At 44.3% G+C, this 16,456-nt stretch carries 13 protein-coding genes; 10 read left to right on the top strand and 3 right to left on the bottom strand.

Features of this window, described 5'->3' with window-relative positions; genetic code table 11:
- Positions 1–301: 301 nt before the first annotated feature.
- The 7 genes from pflB to EGM68_RS15610 all read left to right on the top strand — a co-directional run bounded on the left by pflB (position 302) and on the right by EGM68_RS15610 (position 10,182).
- Positions 302–2,563, top strand: coding sequence for a formate C-acetyltransferase (pflB, locus tag EGM68_RS15640; RefSeq protein ID WP_013371804.1), 2,262 nt, complete (start codon positions 302–304; stop codon positions 2,561–2,563).
- 65 nt (positions 2,564–2,628) lie between these two features.
- A complete protein-coding gene (gene pflA, locus EGM68_RS15635) occupies positions 2,629–3,387 on the top strand; it encodes a pyruvate formate-lyase-activating protein (protein WP_013371803.1) in 759 nt (252 codons plus the stop codon).
- 217 nt (positions 3,388–3,604) lie between these two features.
- Complete coding sequence (locus EGM68_RS15630) at positions 3,605–5,827, top strand: copper amine oxidase N-terminal domain-containing protein (RefSeq protein WP_129549538.1); 2,223 nt, start codon at positions 3,605–3,607, stop codon at positions 5,825–5,827.
- A 255-nt stretch (positions 5,828–6,082) separates the two neighbouring features.
- Positions 6,083–6,574 (top strand): Fur family transcriptional regulator, encoded by a 492-nt coding sequence (locus tag EGM68_RS15625; RefSeq protein WP_013371801.1) that lies wholly within the window; start codon positions 6,083–6,085, stop codon positions 6,572–6,574.
- A gap of 1 nt (position 6,575) precedes the next feature.
- Positions 6,576–6,866, top strand: a complete 291-nt coding sequence (gene yidD / locus EGM68_RS15620) for a membrane protein insertion efficiency factor YidD (protein WP_013371800.1) — start codon at positions 6,576–6,578, stop codon at positions 6,864–6,866.
- Positions 6,867–7,277: 411 nt separating this feature from the next.
- Positions 7,278–9,296, top strand: coding sequence for a methionine--tRNA ligase (metG, locus tag EGM68_RS15615; RefSeq protein ID WP_129549537.1), 2,019 nt, complete (start codon positions 7,278–7,280; stop codon positions 9,294–9,296).
- Positions 9,297–9,465: 169 nt separating this feature from the next.
- Complete coding sequence (locus tag EGM68_RS15610) at positions 9,466–10,182, top strand: cytochrome c biogenesis CcdA family protein (RefSeq protein ID WP_165264103.1); 717 nt, start codon at positions 9,466–9,468, stop codon at positions 10,180–10,182.
- Here the strand turns inward: EGM68_RS15610 and splB are convergent.
- Positions 10,175–11,239: a spore photoproduct lyase gene (gene splB / locus EGM68_RS15605; protein ID WP_025675003.1), complete on the bottom strand. Its 1,065-nt coding sequence runs from the start codon at positions 11,237–11,239 to the stop codon at positions 10,175–10,177. The genes EGM68_RS15610 and splB overlap by 8 nt on opposite strands.
- A gap of 252 nt (positions 11,240–11,491) precedes the next feature.
- Here splB and mntR point away from each other — a divergent pair, with 252 nt between their 5' ends.
- The 3 genes from mntR (at position 11,492) to EGM68_RS15590 (ending at position 14,885) form a co-directional block, all read left to right on the top strand.
- Positions 11,492–11,917, top strand: coding sequence for a transcriptional regulator MntR (gene mntR / locus EGM68_RS15600; protein ID WP_007430946.1), 426 nt, complete (start codon positions 11,492–11,494; stop codon positions 11,915–11,917).
- A gap of 137 nt (positions 11,918–12,054) precedes the next feature.
- Positions 12,055–13,800: a family 10 glycosylhydrolase gene (locus EGM68_RS15595; protein ID WP_129549535.1), complete on the top strand. Its 1,746-nt coding sequence runs from the start codon at positions 12,055–12,057 to the stop codon at positions 13,798–13,800.
- 95 nt (positions 13,801–13,895) lie between these two features.
- Positions 13,896–14,885, top strand: a complete 990-nt coding sequence (locus EGM68_RS15590; RefSeq protein WP_013371795.1) for a patatin-like phospholipase family protein — start codon at positions 13,896–13,898, stop codon at positions 14,883–14,885.
- Between the two features lie 118 nt (positions 14,886–15,003).
- Here EGM68_RS15590 and EGM68_RS15585 read toward each other — a convergent pair whose 3' ends face one another.
- Positions 15,004–15,324, bottom strand: coding sequence for a hypothetical protein (locus EGM68_RS15585; protein WP_170973184.1), 321 nt, complete (start codon positions 15,322–15,324; stop codon positions 15,004–15,006).
- A gap of 7 nt (positions 15,325–15,331) precedes the next feature.
- Complete coding sequence (locus EGM68_RS15580) at positions 15,332–16,324, bottom strand: DUF1385 domain-containing protein (RefSeq protein ID WP_013371793.1); 993 nt, start codon at positions 16,322–16,324, stop codon at positions 15,332–15,334.
- Between the last annotated feature and the right edge of the window lie 132 nt (positions 16,325–16,456).

Here is a 16,456-nt window from a genome sequence, read left to right as displayed (position 1 = left end):
AAAGCATTTTCCTATACAATACCAATGCAGGCTCTCTATATAGAGGGCCTCTTGGTTTGGGAAGGGAGGTGAGCGGCGAGGCTGAAGGTATAGGCGTGAAGCTAGGGAAAATAAAGTGATAAAAATCACTCATATTGTGATTTATGTCACATACTACACTCTATCATTATTCTACAATAAGAGTGTAAGAAAGGTCCCGACACTGAGCGTAAGGCATCGGTGAAAAGGCCGGGCTCAAGAAATAGTTTAAACGTGAAAAAAATCACAAGTCCGGAAGACCAAACAATTTGGAGGGATTTACATGTCGGTGATTGAGAGAGAATTACAAGAGCAACAATCTGGCTGGAGAGGTTTTAAAAAAGGAAAATGGACTAGAGAAGTTAACGTCAACGATTTTATTGAAACCAATATCTCACCTTATGTTGGCAATGAAGAATTTTTGGTTGGTCCTACCGCCAATACAACTGCATTGTGGGAAATTGTATCTGATCTTACTAAAAAAGAGTTGGCAAACGGCGGCGTGCTTGATGTAGACGTAAATACGCCATCCACCATTATTTCACATAAACCGGGCTATTTGGACCGGGACAAAGAACAAATTGTCGGTGTACAAACAGATGCTCCATTCAAACGTTCTTTGCAGCCGTTTGGTGGAATTCGGATGATGATCGACGCTTGCAAAGCCTATGGTTTTGAAGTGCCACAAAGCATTGTTGACATTTTCACTCATATTCGTAAAACACACAACCAAGGTGTATTTGACGCTTATACTGATGAAATGAGAGCAGCTCGTAAAGCTGGCATCATTACTGGTTTGCCAGATGCATATGGTCGTGGTCGTATAATCGGTGACTATCGTCGCGTAGCTCTGTATGGTGCAGACTTCTTGATCCAAGATAAAAAACTTCAATTGAAAAGCCTTGAAGTTGATTCCATGGAAGAAGACGTAATCCGTCTACGTGAAGAAATTTCTGAACAAATTCGTGCTTTGAATGAATTGAAACAAATGGCTGCTGAGCACGGTTTTGATATTTCTAAACCTGCTAACAATGCAAAAGAAGCTTTCCAATGGGTATATTTTGGATATCTCGCAGCGATTAAAGAACAAAATGGTGCAGCAATGTCCTTGGGACGTGTATCTTCATTCCTTGATATCTATACTCAACGTGATCTTGAGGAAGGTACGATGAACGAAGAACAAGCTCAGGAACTGGTCGATCATTTTGTTATGAAACTGCGTATTGTTAAGTTCCTGCGTACACCTGACTACAATGAACTGTTCAGTGGTGACCCAACTTGGGTAACAGAATCCATTGGTGGTATGTCTGTCACTGGAGAAACTCGTGTTACCAAAAACAGCTTCCGCTTCTTGCACACACTGTACAACTTAGGACCTGCTCCAGAGCCTAACTTGACTGTACTGTGGTCAGAAAAACTGCCTGAGGGCTTTAAAAAATATTGTGCAAAAGTTTCTATTGAAACTAGCTCCATTCAATATGAAAATGACGATTTGATGCGTCCAATCTACGGCGATGATTATGGTATTGCTTGTTGTGTATCCGCCATGAGAATTGGTAAACAAATGCAATTCTTTGGTGCTCGTGCCAACTTGGCAAAAGCTCTGCTGTATGCCATTAACGGTGGTAAGGATGAAAAATCCGGCGTTCAAGTAGGACCTGAGTTCCCAGCCATTACAAGCGAAGTGCTGGATTACGAAGAAGTGTTGAGCCGTTTCAAACCTATGATGGAATGGCTGGCAAAACTGTACATGAACACTTTGAATGTTATTCACTATATGCATGATAAATATAGCTACGAACGCATTGAAATGGCGTTGCATGACCGTGATATTCTTCGTACCATGGCTTGTGGTATTGCGGGTCTGTCAGTTGCTACCGACTCCTTGAGCGCCATTAAATATGCAAAAGTTAAACCAATTCGTAACGAAAAAGGAATTGCTGTTGACTTTGAAATCGAAGGCGAATACCCTTGCTACGGTAACAACGATGACCGCGTAGATACTATCGCTGTAGAACTGGTAGAAAGCTTCATGAGCATGATCCGCAAACATAAAGCTTATCGTAATGCGGTTCCTACTCAATCAGTACTGACTATTACTTCCAACGTGGTATATGGTAAGAAAACAGGTACAACACCTGATGGACGTAAAGCAGGCGAACCGTTCGCACCAGGTGCAAACCCGATGCATGGTCGTGATAAAAAAGGTGCTCTGGCATCTCTGAGTTCCGTAGCCAAATTGCCTTATGAACACAGCTTAGATGGTATTTCGAATACCTTCTCTATCGTGCCTAAAGCACTGGGTAAAGAAGAAGAAACACGCAAAACAAACCTTGTTTCGATGATGGATGGCTATTTTGGAAGCCACGCACATCATCTGAATGTCAATGTGTTTGCTCGTGAACAACTTTTGGATGCAATGGAGCACCCAGAAAACTATCCACAACTTACGATTCGTGTTTCCGGCTATGCCGTTAACTTTATCAAGCTGACTCGTGAGCAACAATTGGATGTTATTAACCGTACTTTCCACGGTACAATGTAAATAAGTTTTACGTATCAAATAATACACTGACGCACGCATAGCGGATGCGGGAAGGATGATGCAACATGTTGAAAGGTCACATACACTCATTGGAAACCTTCGGGACCGTCGATGGTCCCGGCATCCGCTTCGTGCTCTTTATGCAAGGATGCTTGTTAAAATGTCAATATTGCCATAATCCGGACACTTGGGCCTTGAATGAAGGTAACCCGATGACGTTAGAAGAAGTATTGGCTGAGATTGAGCCATATTTAGCCTATTACCGTTCTTCAGGAGGCGGATTAACCGTATCCGGTGGAGAACCGACATTGCAAGCTCATTTTGTAGCAGAGCTGTTCAAAGAAGTGAAACGTCGCTGGAATTTGCACACGACATTGGACAGTAACGGCTTTAATGATGCAGGTCGTATCCATGATCTGCTGGACGTAACGGATTTGGTACTACTAGATATTAAGCACATCGATAACGACAAGCATATTAAGCTTACAGGCAAGTCTAACGACCGTATGTTAAGTACGGCCCGATGGTTGTCTGAGCAAGGGCGCAAGATGTGGATTAGACACGTATTTGTACCGGGTATTCATGATGACGAGCAAGATCTACTAAATTTGGGACGGTTCATTGGAACGTTGAACGGAGTCGAAAAATTCGAAATTTTACCTTACCATCAAATGGGTGTTTATAAATGGGAAATGCTCGGTAAGGCGTATCCGCTGGAGGGAGTTCCGTCCCCTACAGATGAAGAAGTTCAACGCGCTTATCGACTCATTGAAGAGGGTCGTCTGGAGACTGCAGGAACGAATACTGCCTGTCGTCCATCATAATGTAAATGGATCAGAACTACTTTCAGGTTATGAAGCCGCCGCCACATCAGATCAGATGGACGGCGGTTTTTTGTTGTTGAATTTTTGCAATCACAGGAGAATGTTCCCTTTTTTTCATGATCGTCAAAATTTCCAGAAACTTTTTGACAACTGTCGCGTCTAATAGTATGACTTTTCACGGGAATGATAATAATTTGGGGATAGAAGGAGACAGACAATGAATTTCAAGAAATGGACCATGCTCACCGTCCTGGCGGTATCTCAGGTGGCTGCAGTAGCCCCTGTAGGAGCAGAAGCAGCATCAACAACTGTTCAATCCACCGATTCGGTTAGCGCACAGCAGGCTCAGACCAATGTTGCTGATTCCGGCGTTCAGAATAGTATCGGAGATCAAGATGGAATAAGCACACAAAATAATACGGTAACACCTAATAACACAGGTGTATCCAATGATCCATTGACTGGTCTGCCTACAGATACTACTAACGGATCGAACGTAACCAATGATGTATACGGTGGAGACGGAACGATTACCAATCCTGGTGGAGCTCCAACATCCATGAATGCGAATCAACTGATTTTGTATTTGAACAGTGCTAAAATGGAACAAAACGGACAGGTATATACAGCAACTCAGCCGATGACAGTCAAAGACGGAGTTTCCTATGTAGCTATCCGTTCTCTTGTCAGTCGTGTCGGATTGCAGTTTAGCTATGACACTGCCACTAAAGAAACCGTAATCACCCAAGGAACGAATGTTCTACGCTTCAAAACAGACAGCAAGGTTTATACGGTTAATGGTGAAGCTAGACAAATGAAGGGGCCGGCTTTCCAGCAAAAGAACGTATTTATGGTGCCGTTGACCTCGATTACACAGGCCTTAAATATTCCTTATACCGTGAATAATACAACTAAACAAGTTATCATGGATTTGAATCAGAAACCAAAAGCTTCTTTTACGGTTCAACAAAAGGATATCTACGCGGGTGAAACCCAAGTTACGTATTTGACCAAGGAATCTTCTCCTACAGGTCTTCCGATTGTAAATCAACGTTGGGAAGGGAAGCAGGACGTATTTCAGGAGCCGGGTACATATGTAGTTACCTATTCCGTTCTTGACTCTGCTGGGAACTGGAGTGATCCTTACTCAGTAACAATTACAGTAAGACCACCAAACCAGCCGCCAGTGGCTCTGTTTACAACAGATAAAAAAGAGTACAAGATGGGTGAAAAAATCACCATTACCGACCTGAGTACTGACGATGAGAATGCTATCACTAAGCGTGATTGGGAGAACAAGAAACTTGCCTTCTTCCAACCAGGTGATGTAACAATTAAACTGACCGTGACTGATAAGCATGGCGCAACAGGTACCAAAAGTGAAACAATTAAAATTACAAATGAACTGCTGTACAACGAAGATGATTTCAATAAAATTTTCACGCCATATGGCGATAAATACAGTGTAGATGGCAGTCAGGTGCCTGCTATGGCCACTATTCCAGTGACAAGCACTTCTTCACCACGTCTTCTGATTCGTGCTAACAGCCCAGAGCGTGTGTTCCAGGATGGTATCGTGTATCAGGAAACAGGCTCAGGCAGTACGCGTATTCTTGTCCATCATGTCAATGAAACAGGTCGAGATGTGAAGATGTACGTGATTGCGACGAACAACAATCTTGCTCCAACCAACATAAATGTTGAAAATTCCGGTTTTGCTGGACCATCTGAATTTGCCACAGCTGCGGGTAAAGTTTCGATTCAACGGTATTTTCAATCTATGCTGGACGGAAGCAAACGTTCCAGCACGGTTCTGAACCCAGGCGAAAGCCGTGTTATTTTGGAAGATTTGAACGCGCAAAAAATCAAGCAAAAACAAGTTATTTCTTTGTTATCTGATTTGTATACGGATCAACCTATTCAATATACGGTGGTTGTGCTGGATGCAAATGTAGATCCGTTGACTGCGTTGCCTACTCTGGCAAAACTGCCTAAGGACGGTATTCATAACCGTGGAACGTACGCAAATTCGGATATTTCACTCAATTATACCGAAGAGGTTGGTAAAACAGCTCAACGTATCGTTCTTGGTGATAATAAGGTAGACCCGAACCTGATTGGTACCGACGGTCTGGACGGTTCTTCTGCTTCCAATGCCGGTAACTTTGGTGTTGTATATAAGGTTAAGTTGGACCATGTAGCGCCATATTCACTGATTACGTTTAACCCGCGGGGAGGCGAATATTCCGGCTATGCGATGGTTAACAATCAGGTTGTGGGTATACCGACAAATGGTTCTGTATGGGCTCCGAATGAAATGAGTGTACTGTATCGTACAGGTCATATTGAGGAAAGTGTAGAGATGTATTTCACTGCAGCTGCTGGTAGTAATCTTCCAGTTTCCGTAGTAGTTATGCCTTTACCAGCTATTAAAAATTAATTTGAAATAACCGGTGCTGTTTACCGGCTTAGACCACTTGAGTCTCATCATTCACCGTTTTAAAAGTCGATGTCACTTGCAGAATATAGGCGTTCTCCCGTTGCGAACTTGGTTGCAGCACTGGAGAACGTCTTTTTCTTATGAGTAGCACGAATATCTCTTATAATATTGACTTTAATCGTGGTATAATGAATAGATGCAAGCCTAAGCCTGCATCAGAAAACCTGAAACTATAGACAGGGGAGGGTGAAACGCATGCTGACAAAGGATGAGATTATCGCAACGATGTCCGCTCAAGGGCTGCGTATTACAGATCAGCGCAAGACGTTGGCCACGTTATTTTCCGAGAATGAAGGGTATCTGTCCCCCAAAGACGTTTATGAATATATGGGTAAGAAGTACAGCGGACTTAGCTTTGATACAGTTTATCGCAATCTGCGTGTAATGCAGGAATTGGGTGTACTGGAGCAGGTATCTTTTGAGGATGGAATGAAGTTCAAGGTGAGCTGTAATGAACATCACCACCACCACCATATGATTTGCTTGAGTTGTCAGAAAACATTGCCGATTTCTTTTTGTCCAATGCAAATGACAGATCCGACAGATCAATTCCAAATCGTTGAGCATAAGTTTGAAATTTTTGGTTATTGCAAAGACTGCCAGCAGAAGAATGGGCATACTGAAAGTAATTCGGATGGGGGTTTCAGACAGACGAGCAGTCACACTCACAGCCACGGAGGCTACTGAAATGAAAATCACCACACGTAGAGTGGTACAGGCTCCGATTCAGTTTTATCGTGCATACATTTCACCATTAAAACCTGCTACCTGCAGGTTCTATCCGACGTGTTCGGCGTACGCGCTGGAGGCGGTAGAAGTGCATGGTGCACTCAAAGGCTCATGGCTGGCTGCAAAGCGAATAGCTAAATGCCATCCATTTCATCCCGGCGGCGTAGATTTGGTCCCTCCTGCAAAAAAAGGGGTAGATAAGTCTGACAAAGATCGTTTGGCTACCCATACCGAGAAGGGTCTGACTTGACAGCGCCGTGCCGATTTGGTTATATTTTGGTTAATATTGTTTTCCTGTGAAGGGATGAGTAAGGTAAGTCGTCCAGTACAGAGAGCCGGAGTTAGCTGAAAACCGGTCTGGAGTGAAGCCTGAATATGGTCCTGGAGGAACCTTTTTCGAGCGTATTTGCCATAGTGAAGCTGTGTTTAAGAGGCAATCGTAAGGAGGAGGCGTGATCCAGCGTTAATGGGCGGTCAGATGTGACCGGTGAAGCCTGTATTCTGCGAGGGTACAGGGAATTTGGGTGGTAACGCGTGAGGTGACTCTCGTCCCATAGGGACGGGGGTCTTTTTTGTGCCAATTTGTGTCTAATTCATGAATTGGAGTACCTATCATGGTAGCAAATCTTTTGCAGCCGTGAACAAAACAGGAGGAACATACATGTCTAGTGAGAACACATTTTACATTACAACACCGATCTATTATCCCAGTGACAAGCTCCATATAGGTCATGCCTACACGACGGTAGCGGGTGATGCGATGGCTCGCTATAAGAGGCTACGGGGCTATGAGGTTCGTTATTTGACAGGAACGGATGAGCATGGTCAGAAGATTGAGCAAAAGGCAAGTGCAGCTGGGAAAACGCCGCAACGTTTCGTAGATGACATTGTGGCAGGTATCCAAGACCTGTGGCGGAAGCTTGACATTTCCAATGACGATTTTATCCGTACTACGGAGGAACGTCATAAGGCTGTCGTACAGGAAATCTTTGATCGTTTATTAAAACAAGGCGATATTTACAAGGGAGAATATGAAGGTTGGTACAGCATTCCTGACGAGACTTACTACACAGAAACTCAACTCGTTGACGTAGTGAAGGACGCTGAAGGCAATGTCACTGGAGGTAAGAGCCCAGATAGTGGACACCCTGTAGAACTAGTCAAGGAAGAGAGCTACTTTTTCCGCATGAGCAAGTATGCTGATCGGTTGCTGCAATTTTATGAAGAGAACCCGCAGTTTATCCAACCGGAATCCCGGAAAAAAGAAATGATTAACAACTTCATCAAGCCGGGGCTAGAGGATCTGGCTGTTTCCCGTACAACGTTTGATTGGGGAGTTAAGGTTAAGGGGGACCCGAAGCATGTCGTATACGTGTGGATTGACGCACTTTCCAACTACATCACAGCCTTGGGGTATGGCTCTTCTAATACTGAGCTGTACGATAAATTTTGGCCAGCAAATGTGCATATCGTAGGTAAAGAGATTGTACGATTCCACACGATATATTGGCCAATCATGCTGATGGCACTGGATCTTCCGTTGCCTAAAAAAGTATTTGCACATGGTTGGTTACTCATGAAAGATGGTAAAATGTCGAAATCTAAAGGCAATGTGGTAGACCCGGTAACGTTGATTGACCGTTATGGTCTGGATCAACTTCGGTACTACTTGCTGCGCGAGGTGCCATTTGGAGCGGATGGAACATTCACACCTGAAAGTTTTGTAGATCGTGTAAATTCAGATTTGGCCAATGATCTGGGCAACTTGTTGAATCGTACTGTAGCGATGGTAGACAAATATTTTGACGGTAAAGTTCCCGCTTATGAAGCCAATGTTACCTCATTCGACGCAACTTTGGTAGATATGGCAACATCGACTTATAGTAAAGTTGAAGAAGCTATGGAAAATATGGAATTTTCCGTGGCTTTAACGGCGATTAGCCAATTTATTAGCCGCAGCAACAAGTATATTGACGAGACTCAACCGTGGAGTCTGGCTAAGGATGAGGCAAAACGTAGCGAATTGGCATCTGTTATGGTGCATTTGGTAGAAAGCTTGCGTATTGCTTCCATTTTACTTCAGCCTTTCTTGACACGTGCGCCTCACCAAATTTGGGAACAACTCGGTATTCGTCAAGGAGAGCTGACTACATGGGATAGCGGTAAGCAATTTGGGCGTATTCCAGAAGGAACGCAGTTGGTTAAAGGGAATCCGATCTTCCCTCGTCTGGACTCTGAGCAAGAGGTTGCTTTTATTGTAGAAGCAATGACTGGAGGTAAGAAACTGGAGGAAGCTGCGACACAAGCTCAACCGCTGAATGCATCTGAGGCGAGCCAGGAAGCACCAGAAGCGAAAGAAGAGATTGGCATTGAGGATTTTGCCAAGGTAGAGCTGCGCGTTGCTCAGGTTGTTGCCTGTGAGCCTGTGAAGAAGGCTGATAAACTGTTAAAGCTACAGCTCGATCTTGGCTATGAGCAGCGGCAGGTGGTGTCGGGAATTGCAAAATTTTATACCCCTGAAGATATCATTGGGCGTAAGGTGATCTGTGTGACCAATCTTAAGCCAGTAAAACTTCGGGGTGAGCTGTCGCAGGGTATGATTTTGGCAGCATCACATGGGGATCAGCTTACATTGGCCACTGTACCGGAAGGTATGCCGAATGGTGCGATTGTAAAATAAGAGGCTATATAAAATAAAAGAACGTAAAAAGCGTATGCTTGGGTGTTATTCTCCCCAGGCATACGCTTTTTGGCTTGCATCATATTTTTCTCTGTCTACACGTATGTTTTAGTAGGCAGGGCTTGTATCTGCTCTGCGTGTTCACTAAGACAGGTGGGAGGAAATAATGATGTCAGATGTCAACGCCGGGTTGGCAATCGTTGCCGGACTGGTTTCTTTTTTTTCACCGTGCTGCTTGCCACTATATCCATCATTTTTATCGTATATAACAGGAATGTCGGCACGTGAACTGGCTGAAGGACGGCACAAGGCAGAAATTCGCTATCGTACGATGGGGCACACGCTTGCTTTTGTATTAGGCTTTTCGGTTGTTTTCTATTCACTGGGGGCAAGTGTCGGGTTACTTGGAGAATGGTTTGCCAATTATGGGGATACGCTAAGAATCGTAGCAGGGCTGCTTATTATACTCATGGGTCTGGTATCTCTTGGTTTCGTCCGTCCATTGTTTCTAATGAGAGAGCATAAGCTGCGCTGGACATGGAAGCCTGCCGGATACGCCGGTTCCTTTGTAATCGGAATTGGGTTTGCGGCAGGCTGGTCTCCCTGTATCGGTCCTATGCTAACAGCTATTATCGCTTTGGCAGCGGTAGAGCATCACATGTGGTTCAAGTTGATTACTGGCTACGCGCTTGGTTTTGCGATTCCGTTTTTTGTATTGGCTTTGCTGGCAGGCTCTGTTAAGTTATCGTCCCGTTATACTTCCATACTTCTCCAAATAGGTGGCATGTTACTTGTGATCACCGGCGTTTTGTTGGTAACGGATCATATGACAGATGTAACGCTTTTTTTACAACGGATTACCCCGGATTGGATGCTAGTTATGTGAAATATTCAATACGACTTAAAGGAAAATGTTCAAAAATGCGTTCAGTGATAAATTCCCGCAGTGCATTTTGCTGTTCATCGGGATAAACATATTTATTCTGTCCCCAGCGGCCCCATTTTTTCTTGCGTTTCTCTATGTCCATTTCCAGTTTGGTTTTCGGGTAACGCTTCTCGATAACCGCTTTGGATGTTTTGGTAAAGCGATGCTGAATTAGTTCGAATGTCAGATCCTTTGTAGCATGCTGGGGCAAGGTTTCTCCCAATCTACGCAGAAGCTCTCCGTAACCAGCTTCCCAGCCGTCATACCAAATGATGGGTGCAATGATGAATCCCAGCGGATAACCAGCCCGTGCGATTTTGCCCGCTGCTTCAATACGTTCCTCGAAGCGCGAAGTTGCAGGTTCAAACTGTTTAATAACATAATCGGAATTAATGCTAAAGCGGATGCGAGTATGACCATTATGTTTAATATCCAGCAATGGATCCACATGATGATATTTGGTAACAAAACGAAGTCGGCCAAATTCCTCATCTGCCATGAAACGAATCAAGTCTCCAAGCGATCCGGTGATATGCTCCAAACCAACCGGATCAGAGGTACAAGCTGCTTCAAAACGAGTAATTTCAGGCACTCGCTCATCGATATAGCCTTTAGCTGCTGATATGATGTCGTCAGTGTTGACATAGATGCGAATATACGGTTTCGCTCCCAAGGTTGTTTGTAAATAACAGTAGTGACAGTGCCCCATGCAGCCGGTCGAAATAGGGATGGCATATTCGGCAGAGGGTTTGGATTGGTCAAAAGTTAATGTTTTACGGATTCCGACAACCAGTGTCTTTTTTGCCATTCGGTACTTTTCAACTTCAGTTTCACCTGGTAAATTGGTAATTCGGTTGTGAGAGGTCGTCATACGATACGGAATATCCTTAGCTTTGACCCAATCCATAATACGCTGGCCTTTGGGATAATTTAGTGCGTCTGGCTCAAAAAACACCAGATCAGGCATGAATGGCTTGGTTCCTCTGGTTTGGACAGGAGTACGCTCAAGCGTAGACATGGCTAACGCTCCTTTCGAAATAAATCCTCTGTGCTCTGGTGTCCAACTCTAAAGTATCTCCGCAGAAAGCAACGAGACAGGGGCGACAACATTAGTGTACCCTGCTTAAATTGAACAAATCGTGGCAATAGATGTGAGTGGAGGGACGAGACTTGCCAATGAGCGATGATAACATGTATCATTACATAGTAGGTTTAATGCAGGAAATGAAGGCGGTAAGCGCCCGTTCAATAACAGAAAAGAGGGAAACAAGTGCCAACGCCAAGCATGGAAGATTATTTGGAGCGCATTTACCAACTGATCGATGAGAAGGGATATGCTCGTGTCTCGGATATCGCAGAAGGTTTGGAAGTGCATCCTTCGTCCGTCACCAAGATGATTCAGAAGTTGGATAAGGACGATTATCTTGTATATGAGAAGTATCGGGGACTGATTTTGACACCAAAAGGGAAAAAGGTCGGCAAACGGTTGGTTGACCGCCACCAGTTACTAGAGCAATTTCTGGATATGATTGGGGTTGACAAGGACCTGATATATAAAGATGTGGAAGGTATTGAACACCATTTGAGCTGGGATTCCATCACCCGTATCGAGACATTGGTTGAATATTTCCGCCGGGATGAAGATCGCTTGCGCCAGCTTCATGACATACACAAGGAATTAAGTGGAGATTCCTAAAAGCATCTGTCCTTACGGACGATGCTTTTTTTATTTGTCCTGACCGCAACAAATATCCGGTTAATAGCGTCTACCCATTATATAGCAGGACAAGATAGGGGTTAAAATTAACAGGGGTAGCGGAGGATTATAAAGATATGAATCGGAAGAAAATAGGGCTCATGGTTGCGGGTCTACTCTTAGCAGTACAGACTGCCATCGTGCCTGGAGTTCAAGCGGCACCAACTGGTGAGATTGAGATTATATTGGACGGACAGTCCCTGCAAAGTGATGCATCACCGTACATTGTACAGGGAGCGAATGTCACGATGGTTCCTTTGCGAGTGATTAGTGAGGGATTAGGCGCTCAGGTTAACTGGTCGGCATCGTCTGGTACGGTAACGATTACAGCACAGAACAAAAATATATCTATGGATAATGGTGCACAAAGCGCTACTGTGAATGGTAAGTCGGTTCGCTTGGACGCATCTGCGCGTATGTCAAGTGGGAGAGTCATGGTACCGTTGCGTTTTGTTGGGGAAGAGTTGGGCTTAAAGGTAGACTGGCAAGCCTCAGAACGGGTCATTACGTTAAGCAGTGGTAAAGAAGGTGCCTCTACTAGTGGGAACACTTCTGCTGTGGGAAGCAGTAGCTCATCATCAGATACATCAGCGTTTGGCAATCAGGAAAGTGTAAGCACGGATCAGGGAGTTAAAGATGATGGACAGGACGTAGCCAACTCATCTTCCACATCTACTAATGAGGACAGCTCAGGTTCCTCCCAGGGAAATGTGGCTCAGGTAAAGGCTACAACCTCTATGCGAGGAGCATGGATTTCCACCATTAATGGAGATTGGCCTTCTTCGGCTGCCCGAAGCAGCTCCGAGAAGCAAAAGCAAGAGTTTACAAAAATGCTCGATGATCTGCAGGGCATGGGAATTAATGCAGTATTCGTTCAGGTTCGTGCCAGCGGTGATGCGCTCTATCCGTCTGATCTTGTGCCATGGAGCAAGTATTTAACAAATACCCAGGGTAAAAATCCAGGCTATGATCCGTTGAAATTTATGATTAGCGAATCACACAAGCGGGGGATGGAATTTCATGCCTGGTTTAATCCGTTCCGTGCGAATTCTACAGGAACAACTAGCGGTTTGGCAGCAAACCATGTAGCTAATCAGCACCCGGATTGGATTGTTAAGAATGGTAGCCAGTTGTACATCAATCCTGGAATTCCTGCTGCACGTCAGCATGTCATTGCTGCGATTATGGAAGTCGTAAACGGATACGATATTGACGGTGTCCATTTGGACGATTATTTTTATCCTTACAGCGGGACTTTTGATGATGATGCGACCTTCAAAGCATATAACGCCAACAAAATCTCTAACAAAGGTGACTGGCGGAGAGATAATGTGAATAGTTTTGTTCGCGATTTGGGCAAAAGCATTCATGCCAGCAAGTCGAAAGTTCAATTCGGGATTAGTCCTTTTGGGGTGTGGCGCAACAAGTCTCAGGATATAACGGGTTCAGACACCAAGGCAGGCGTTACTGCATATGACACGACATTTGCGGATGTAAGAACCTGGATTAACAAAGAATGGATTGATTATGTAGCTCCACAAATTTACTGGAGTATCGGTTTCCCAGCGGCTGGATATGACAAGCTTGTCGCATGGTGGTCCAATGAGGTCAAAAATTCAGATGTTAAGCTGTATATCGGTCATTCACCTTATAAAATCGGCACCCCTGAAAAAGGGTGGCAATCAGCTCAAGAGTTAATTAAGCAGCTTGAACTGAACGAGAATTATAAACAGGTTAAAGGGGATATTTATTTTAGTGCACAGCATTTGCGCAAAAATCCATACGGACTCATTCAACTTCTTCAAAATTATTATAAATTATGATATAAATTGGATCATTTAGGTTCTATATGGACCTCCGTTCTCATAGATAAGCAGTAGAACTGCTTACTCCCAAGAGAACGGAGGTTTTTTGATCTATGCTGATCAATGCTGTGTTCCAGGGTGGAGGGGTTAAGGGAATATCGCTGGCGGGTGCAGTTAAGGCTGCCGAGGATCATGATATTGTATTCAATCGTTTGGCAGGTACATCATCAGGTGCTATTGTAGCTGCTTTATTGGCTGCGGGATATACGGCGGATGAAATGAAAGCCGTAATTGAGAAAACCCCCTTGGTCAAGTTGTTACGACGTTCTCCAGTATTCAACATTAAGTGGGTTGGGCCAGCAGCACGTATCTTTCTTAAAAAAGGGCTCTACTCAGGGGAGGCACTGGAGCATTGGGTACGCGAGCTGTTACGAGCTAAAGGAGTGCGTACGTTCGCGGATCTACCTCCTGGCAAGCTGCGCATTATTGCATCAGACATTACGAATGGACGCATTTTGGTGCTTCCTGAGGACATCAAACGTTTTGGTATAAACCCCTCTTCGCTGGAGGTAGCCAAGGCCATTCGGATGAGCACCAGTATCCCTTATTTTTTTGATCCTGTTATGTTAAGACTTGATTCTGCACTTGCCAAGGGAAAAACCTTTTCCCAGCAATTTGTATTTGTAGTTGACGGGGCCTTGCTCAGTAATTTGCCTTTGTGGCTTTTTGATGAGCCTGTAAATGAACGTGAGGCCAAAACGATTCCAACGGTAGGGTTTCAAATGGTGGGCAAAACAGGGACGGAGACCAAAGTTTCTTATATACGAGGCCCATTGACCATGCTGCAGGCTATTTTTGATACAATGCTATCGGCACATGATGAACGGTATATTGAGCAGGAGAATCGGTATCGGACCATTAAAATTCCAACTTTAGGTATCCGCACAGCACAATTCAGCATTTCACTAGAGCAAAGTGATTTGTTATATGCTTCCGGTGTGCAGGCAGGAGAAGCTTTTTTCCACAAATGGAGTATCACTTCTTACCAGCAGCAGTATAGTAAGTATCAATTGATGAAAGATACCATGTACGCCATGAAATAAGCACCACTTACTGGCAGGTGAAGTAATTTAATGAAAGTAAGAAAGGAGCCTCTTCCCGGTCATATTTCAAAACACGGGTAATGGCTCCTTTGTGCTACATTTTAAAGGTTGATGATTATTAATGATATTTGGGTTGTTCCTCTTCATTTTTACCCTTGGAACCCTCAATAACATGAAAAGGATAAGTTTTGCGTTTGCTTGTAGTTTGCTGCTTACGTGTGCTGGCTGTTTTGGCCATGGTGCGCACAGAGGGCTTAATTTTGGGAGTTCGCTTGCGTTGTCCAGGCTGGTATTTGTACAGCAGAAATATAACTGCAAAAATAAAAACAGGGATTAGTAAACTAATGAGAAAGCCCCAGCTACCTTTCCATAGCATATCTATAATTCCATATGCGCCCAAAGCAAGGGTAAGCCAGAAAATAACGGCATGTCTGTACATCATTCACTCATCCTTTCACAGGATCAAGGACCGGACTGTTGAGGGTCTCCTTTACAGGTACATTTTCCAACTCAGCATCCAATTCAAGCATACGCTTAAATGAGGCAATCGATACCTCGACTTGATCATCGGTCGGTTCTTTGGTGGTAAGCAACTGCAGCCATAGGCCGGGGTAACCTAGATAACGAAGCACTGGAATTTCCCGAAGTGCATTGGTCAGCTTGAGGAATTCAAAAGAAAGACCCAATACGATCGGAAGCAGTAAAAGACGTTGCCCCATGCGCTCCCACAGATTATCGTAGGTAAACAGGGAATAGACAAGTACCCCGATAATCACGGTGAGCATAATAAAGCTGCTGCCGCAGCGGTAATGCAGTCGACTATATTTTTGTACGTTGGCTGGAGTTAGTTCTTCCCCTGCTTCAAATGCAGTAATCACTTTATGCTCCGCGCCGTGATATTGAAACAGTCGCTTGATTAACGGAGTCTGGGAAATACCCCATAAATAAGCCAGCAGCAAAATCAGCTTAATAGCTCCTTCAGCGAGATTATGCAAAATCTGGTTGTGAAACAAACCGTCAAACAGGAAACTCTCCACAACAACTGGAACGAGGGTTAATACAATTTTGCCAAAGAGGAAGGACAATATACCGACCGCAGCCACGCCGATCATCATGCTCAGGCTCCAACGGGATTCCTCTTTTTTCTTTTGTTCAGCGCGTTCTTCTGGATCTACTTCATCATCAGCATACGCATCGGCTGAATAGTTCAAATGCTTGGTACCCTTGGCACTGGAGTCGATGATGCTGACAATCCCCCGCAATAACGGAATTCTGCGGAATTTGGACACCCAGGATTGCTCCTTGCGTGGTACTTCCAAATATGTGATTTCGCCAGATTTGCGGCGAACTGCCGTGACATTGACACGCTTGCCGCCGAACATGACACCTTCAATGACTGCCTGACCGCCGTAGCTCACAGGCTTGGATGCTTGTGACAACCGTCTCACCTCTCTTAATACATGCTTTTTTGTATATTGTATCGAATTTGGAAGGGAATATCTAGTTAGACGAAAATGGGATGTGGTGACCTGCTAATTTTATCATTTGAAAAGGCTAATTAGTCATAACGG

The organism is Paenibacillus sp. M-152 (genome assembly GCF_003856555.1).
GTDB classification, from domain to species: Bacteria; Bacillota; Bacilli; order Paenibacillales; family Paenibacillaceae; genus Paenibacillus; species Paenibacillus polymyxa_C.
Note: the sequence above shows the minus strand (reverse complement) of the source record. Positions and strands in the feature narration are given on the sequence as shown.

What these genes read in the sequence shown, in the direction of transcription:
- pflB (WP_013371804.1), top strand. Translation starts at nt 302, where the DNA reads ATGTCGGTGATTGAGAGAGAATTACAAGAGCAACAATCTGGCTGGAGA.
- pflA (WP_013371803.1), top strand. Translation starts at nt 2,629, where the DNA reads ATGTTGAAAGGTCACATACACTCATTGGAAACCTTCGGGACCGTCGAT.
- EGM68_RS15630 (WP_129549538.1), top strand. Translation starts at nt 3,605, where the DNA reads ATGAATTTCAAGAAATGGACCATGCTCACCGTCCTGGCGGTATCTCAG.
- EGM68_RS15625 (WP_013371801.1), top strand. Translation starts at nt 6,083, where the DNA reads ATGCTGACAAAGGATGAGATTATCGCAACGATGTCCGCTCAAGGGCTG.
- yidD (WP_013371800.1), top strand. Translation starts at nt 6,576, where the DNA reads ATGAAAATCACCACACGTAGAGTGGTACAGGCTCCGATTCAGTTTTAT.
- metG (WP_129549537.1), top strand. Translation starts at nt 7,278, where the DNA reads ATGTCTAGTGAGAACACATTTTACATTACAACACCGATCTATTATCCC.
- EGM68_RS15610 (WP_165264103.1), top strand. Translation starts at nt 9,466, where the DNA reads ATGTCAGATGTCAACGCCGGGTTGGCAATCGTTGCCGGACTGGTTTCT.
- splB (WP_025675003.1), bottom strand. Translation starts at nt 11,239, where the DNA reads ATGTCTACGCTTGAGCGTACTCCTGTCCAAACCAGAGGAACCAAGCCA.
- EGM68_RS15595 (WP_129549535.1), top strand. Translation starts at nt 12,055, where the DNA reads ATGAATCGGAAGAAAATAGGGCTCATGGTTGCGGGTCTACTCTTAGCA.
- EGM68_RS15590 (WP_013371795.1), top strand. Translation starts at nt 13,896, where the DNA reads ATGCTGATCAATGCTGTGTTCCAGGGTGGAGGGGTTAAGGGAATATCG.
- EGM68_RS15585 (WP_170973184.1), bottom strand. Translation starts at nt 15,324, where the DNA reads ATGTACAGACATGCCGTTATTTTCTGGCTTACCCTTGCTTTGGGCGCA.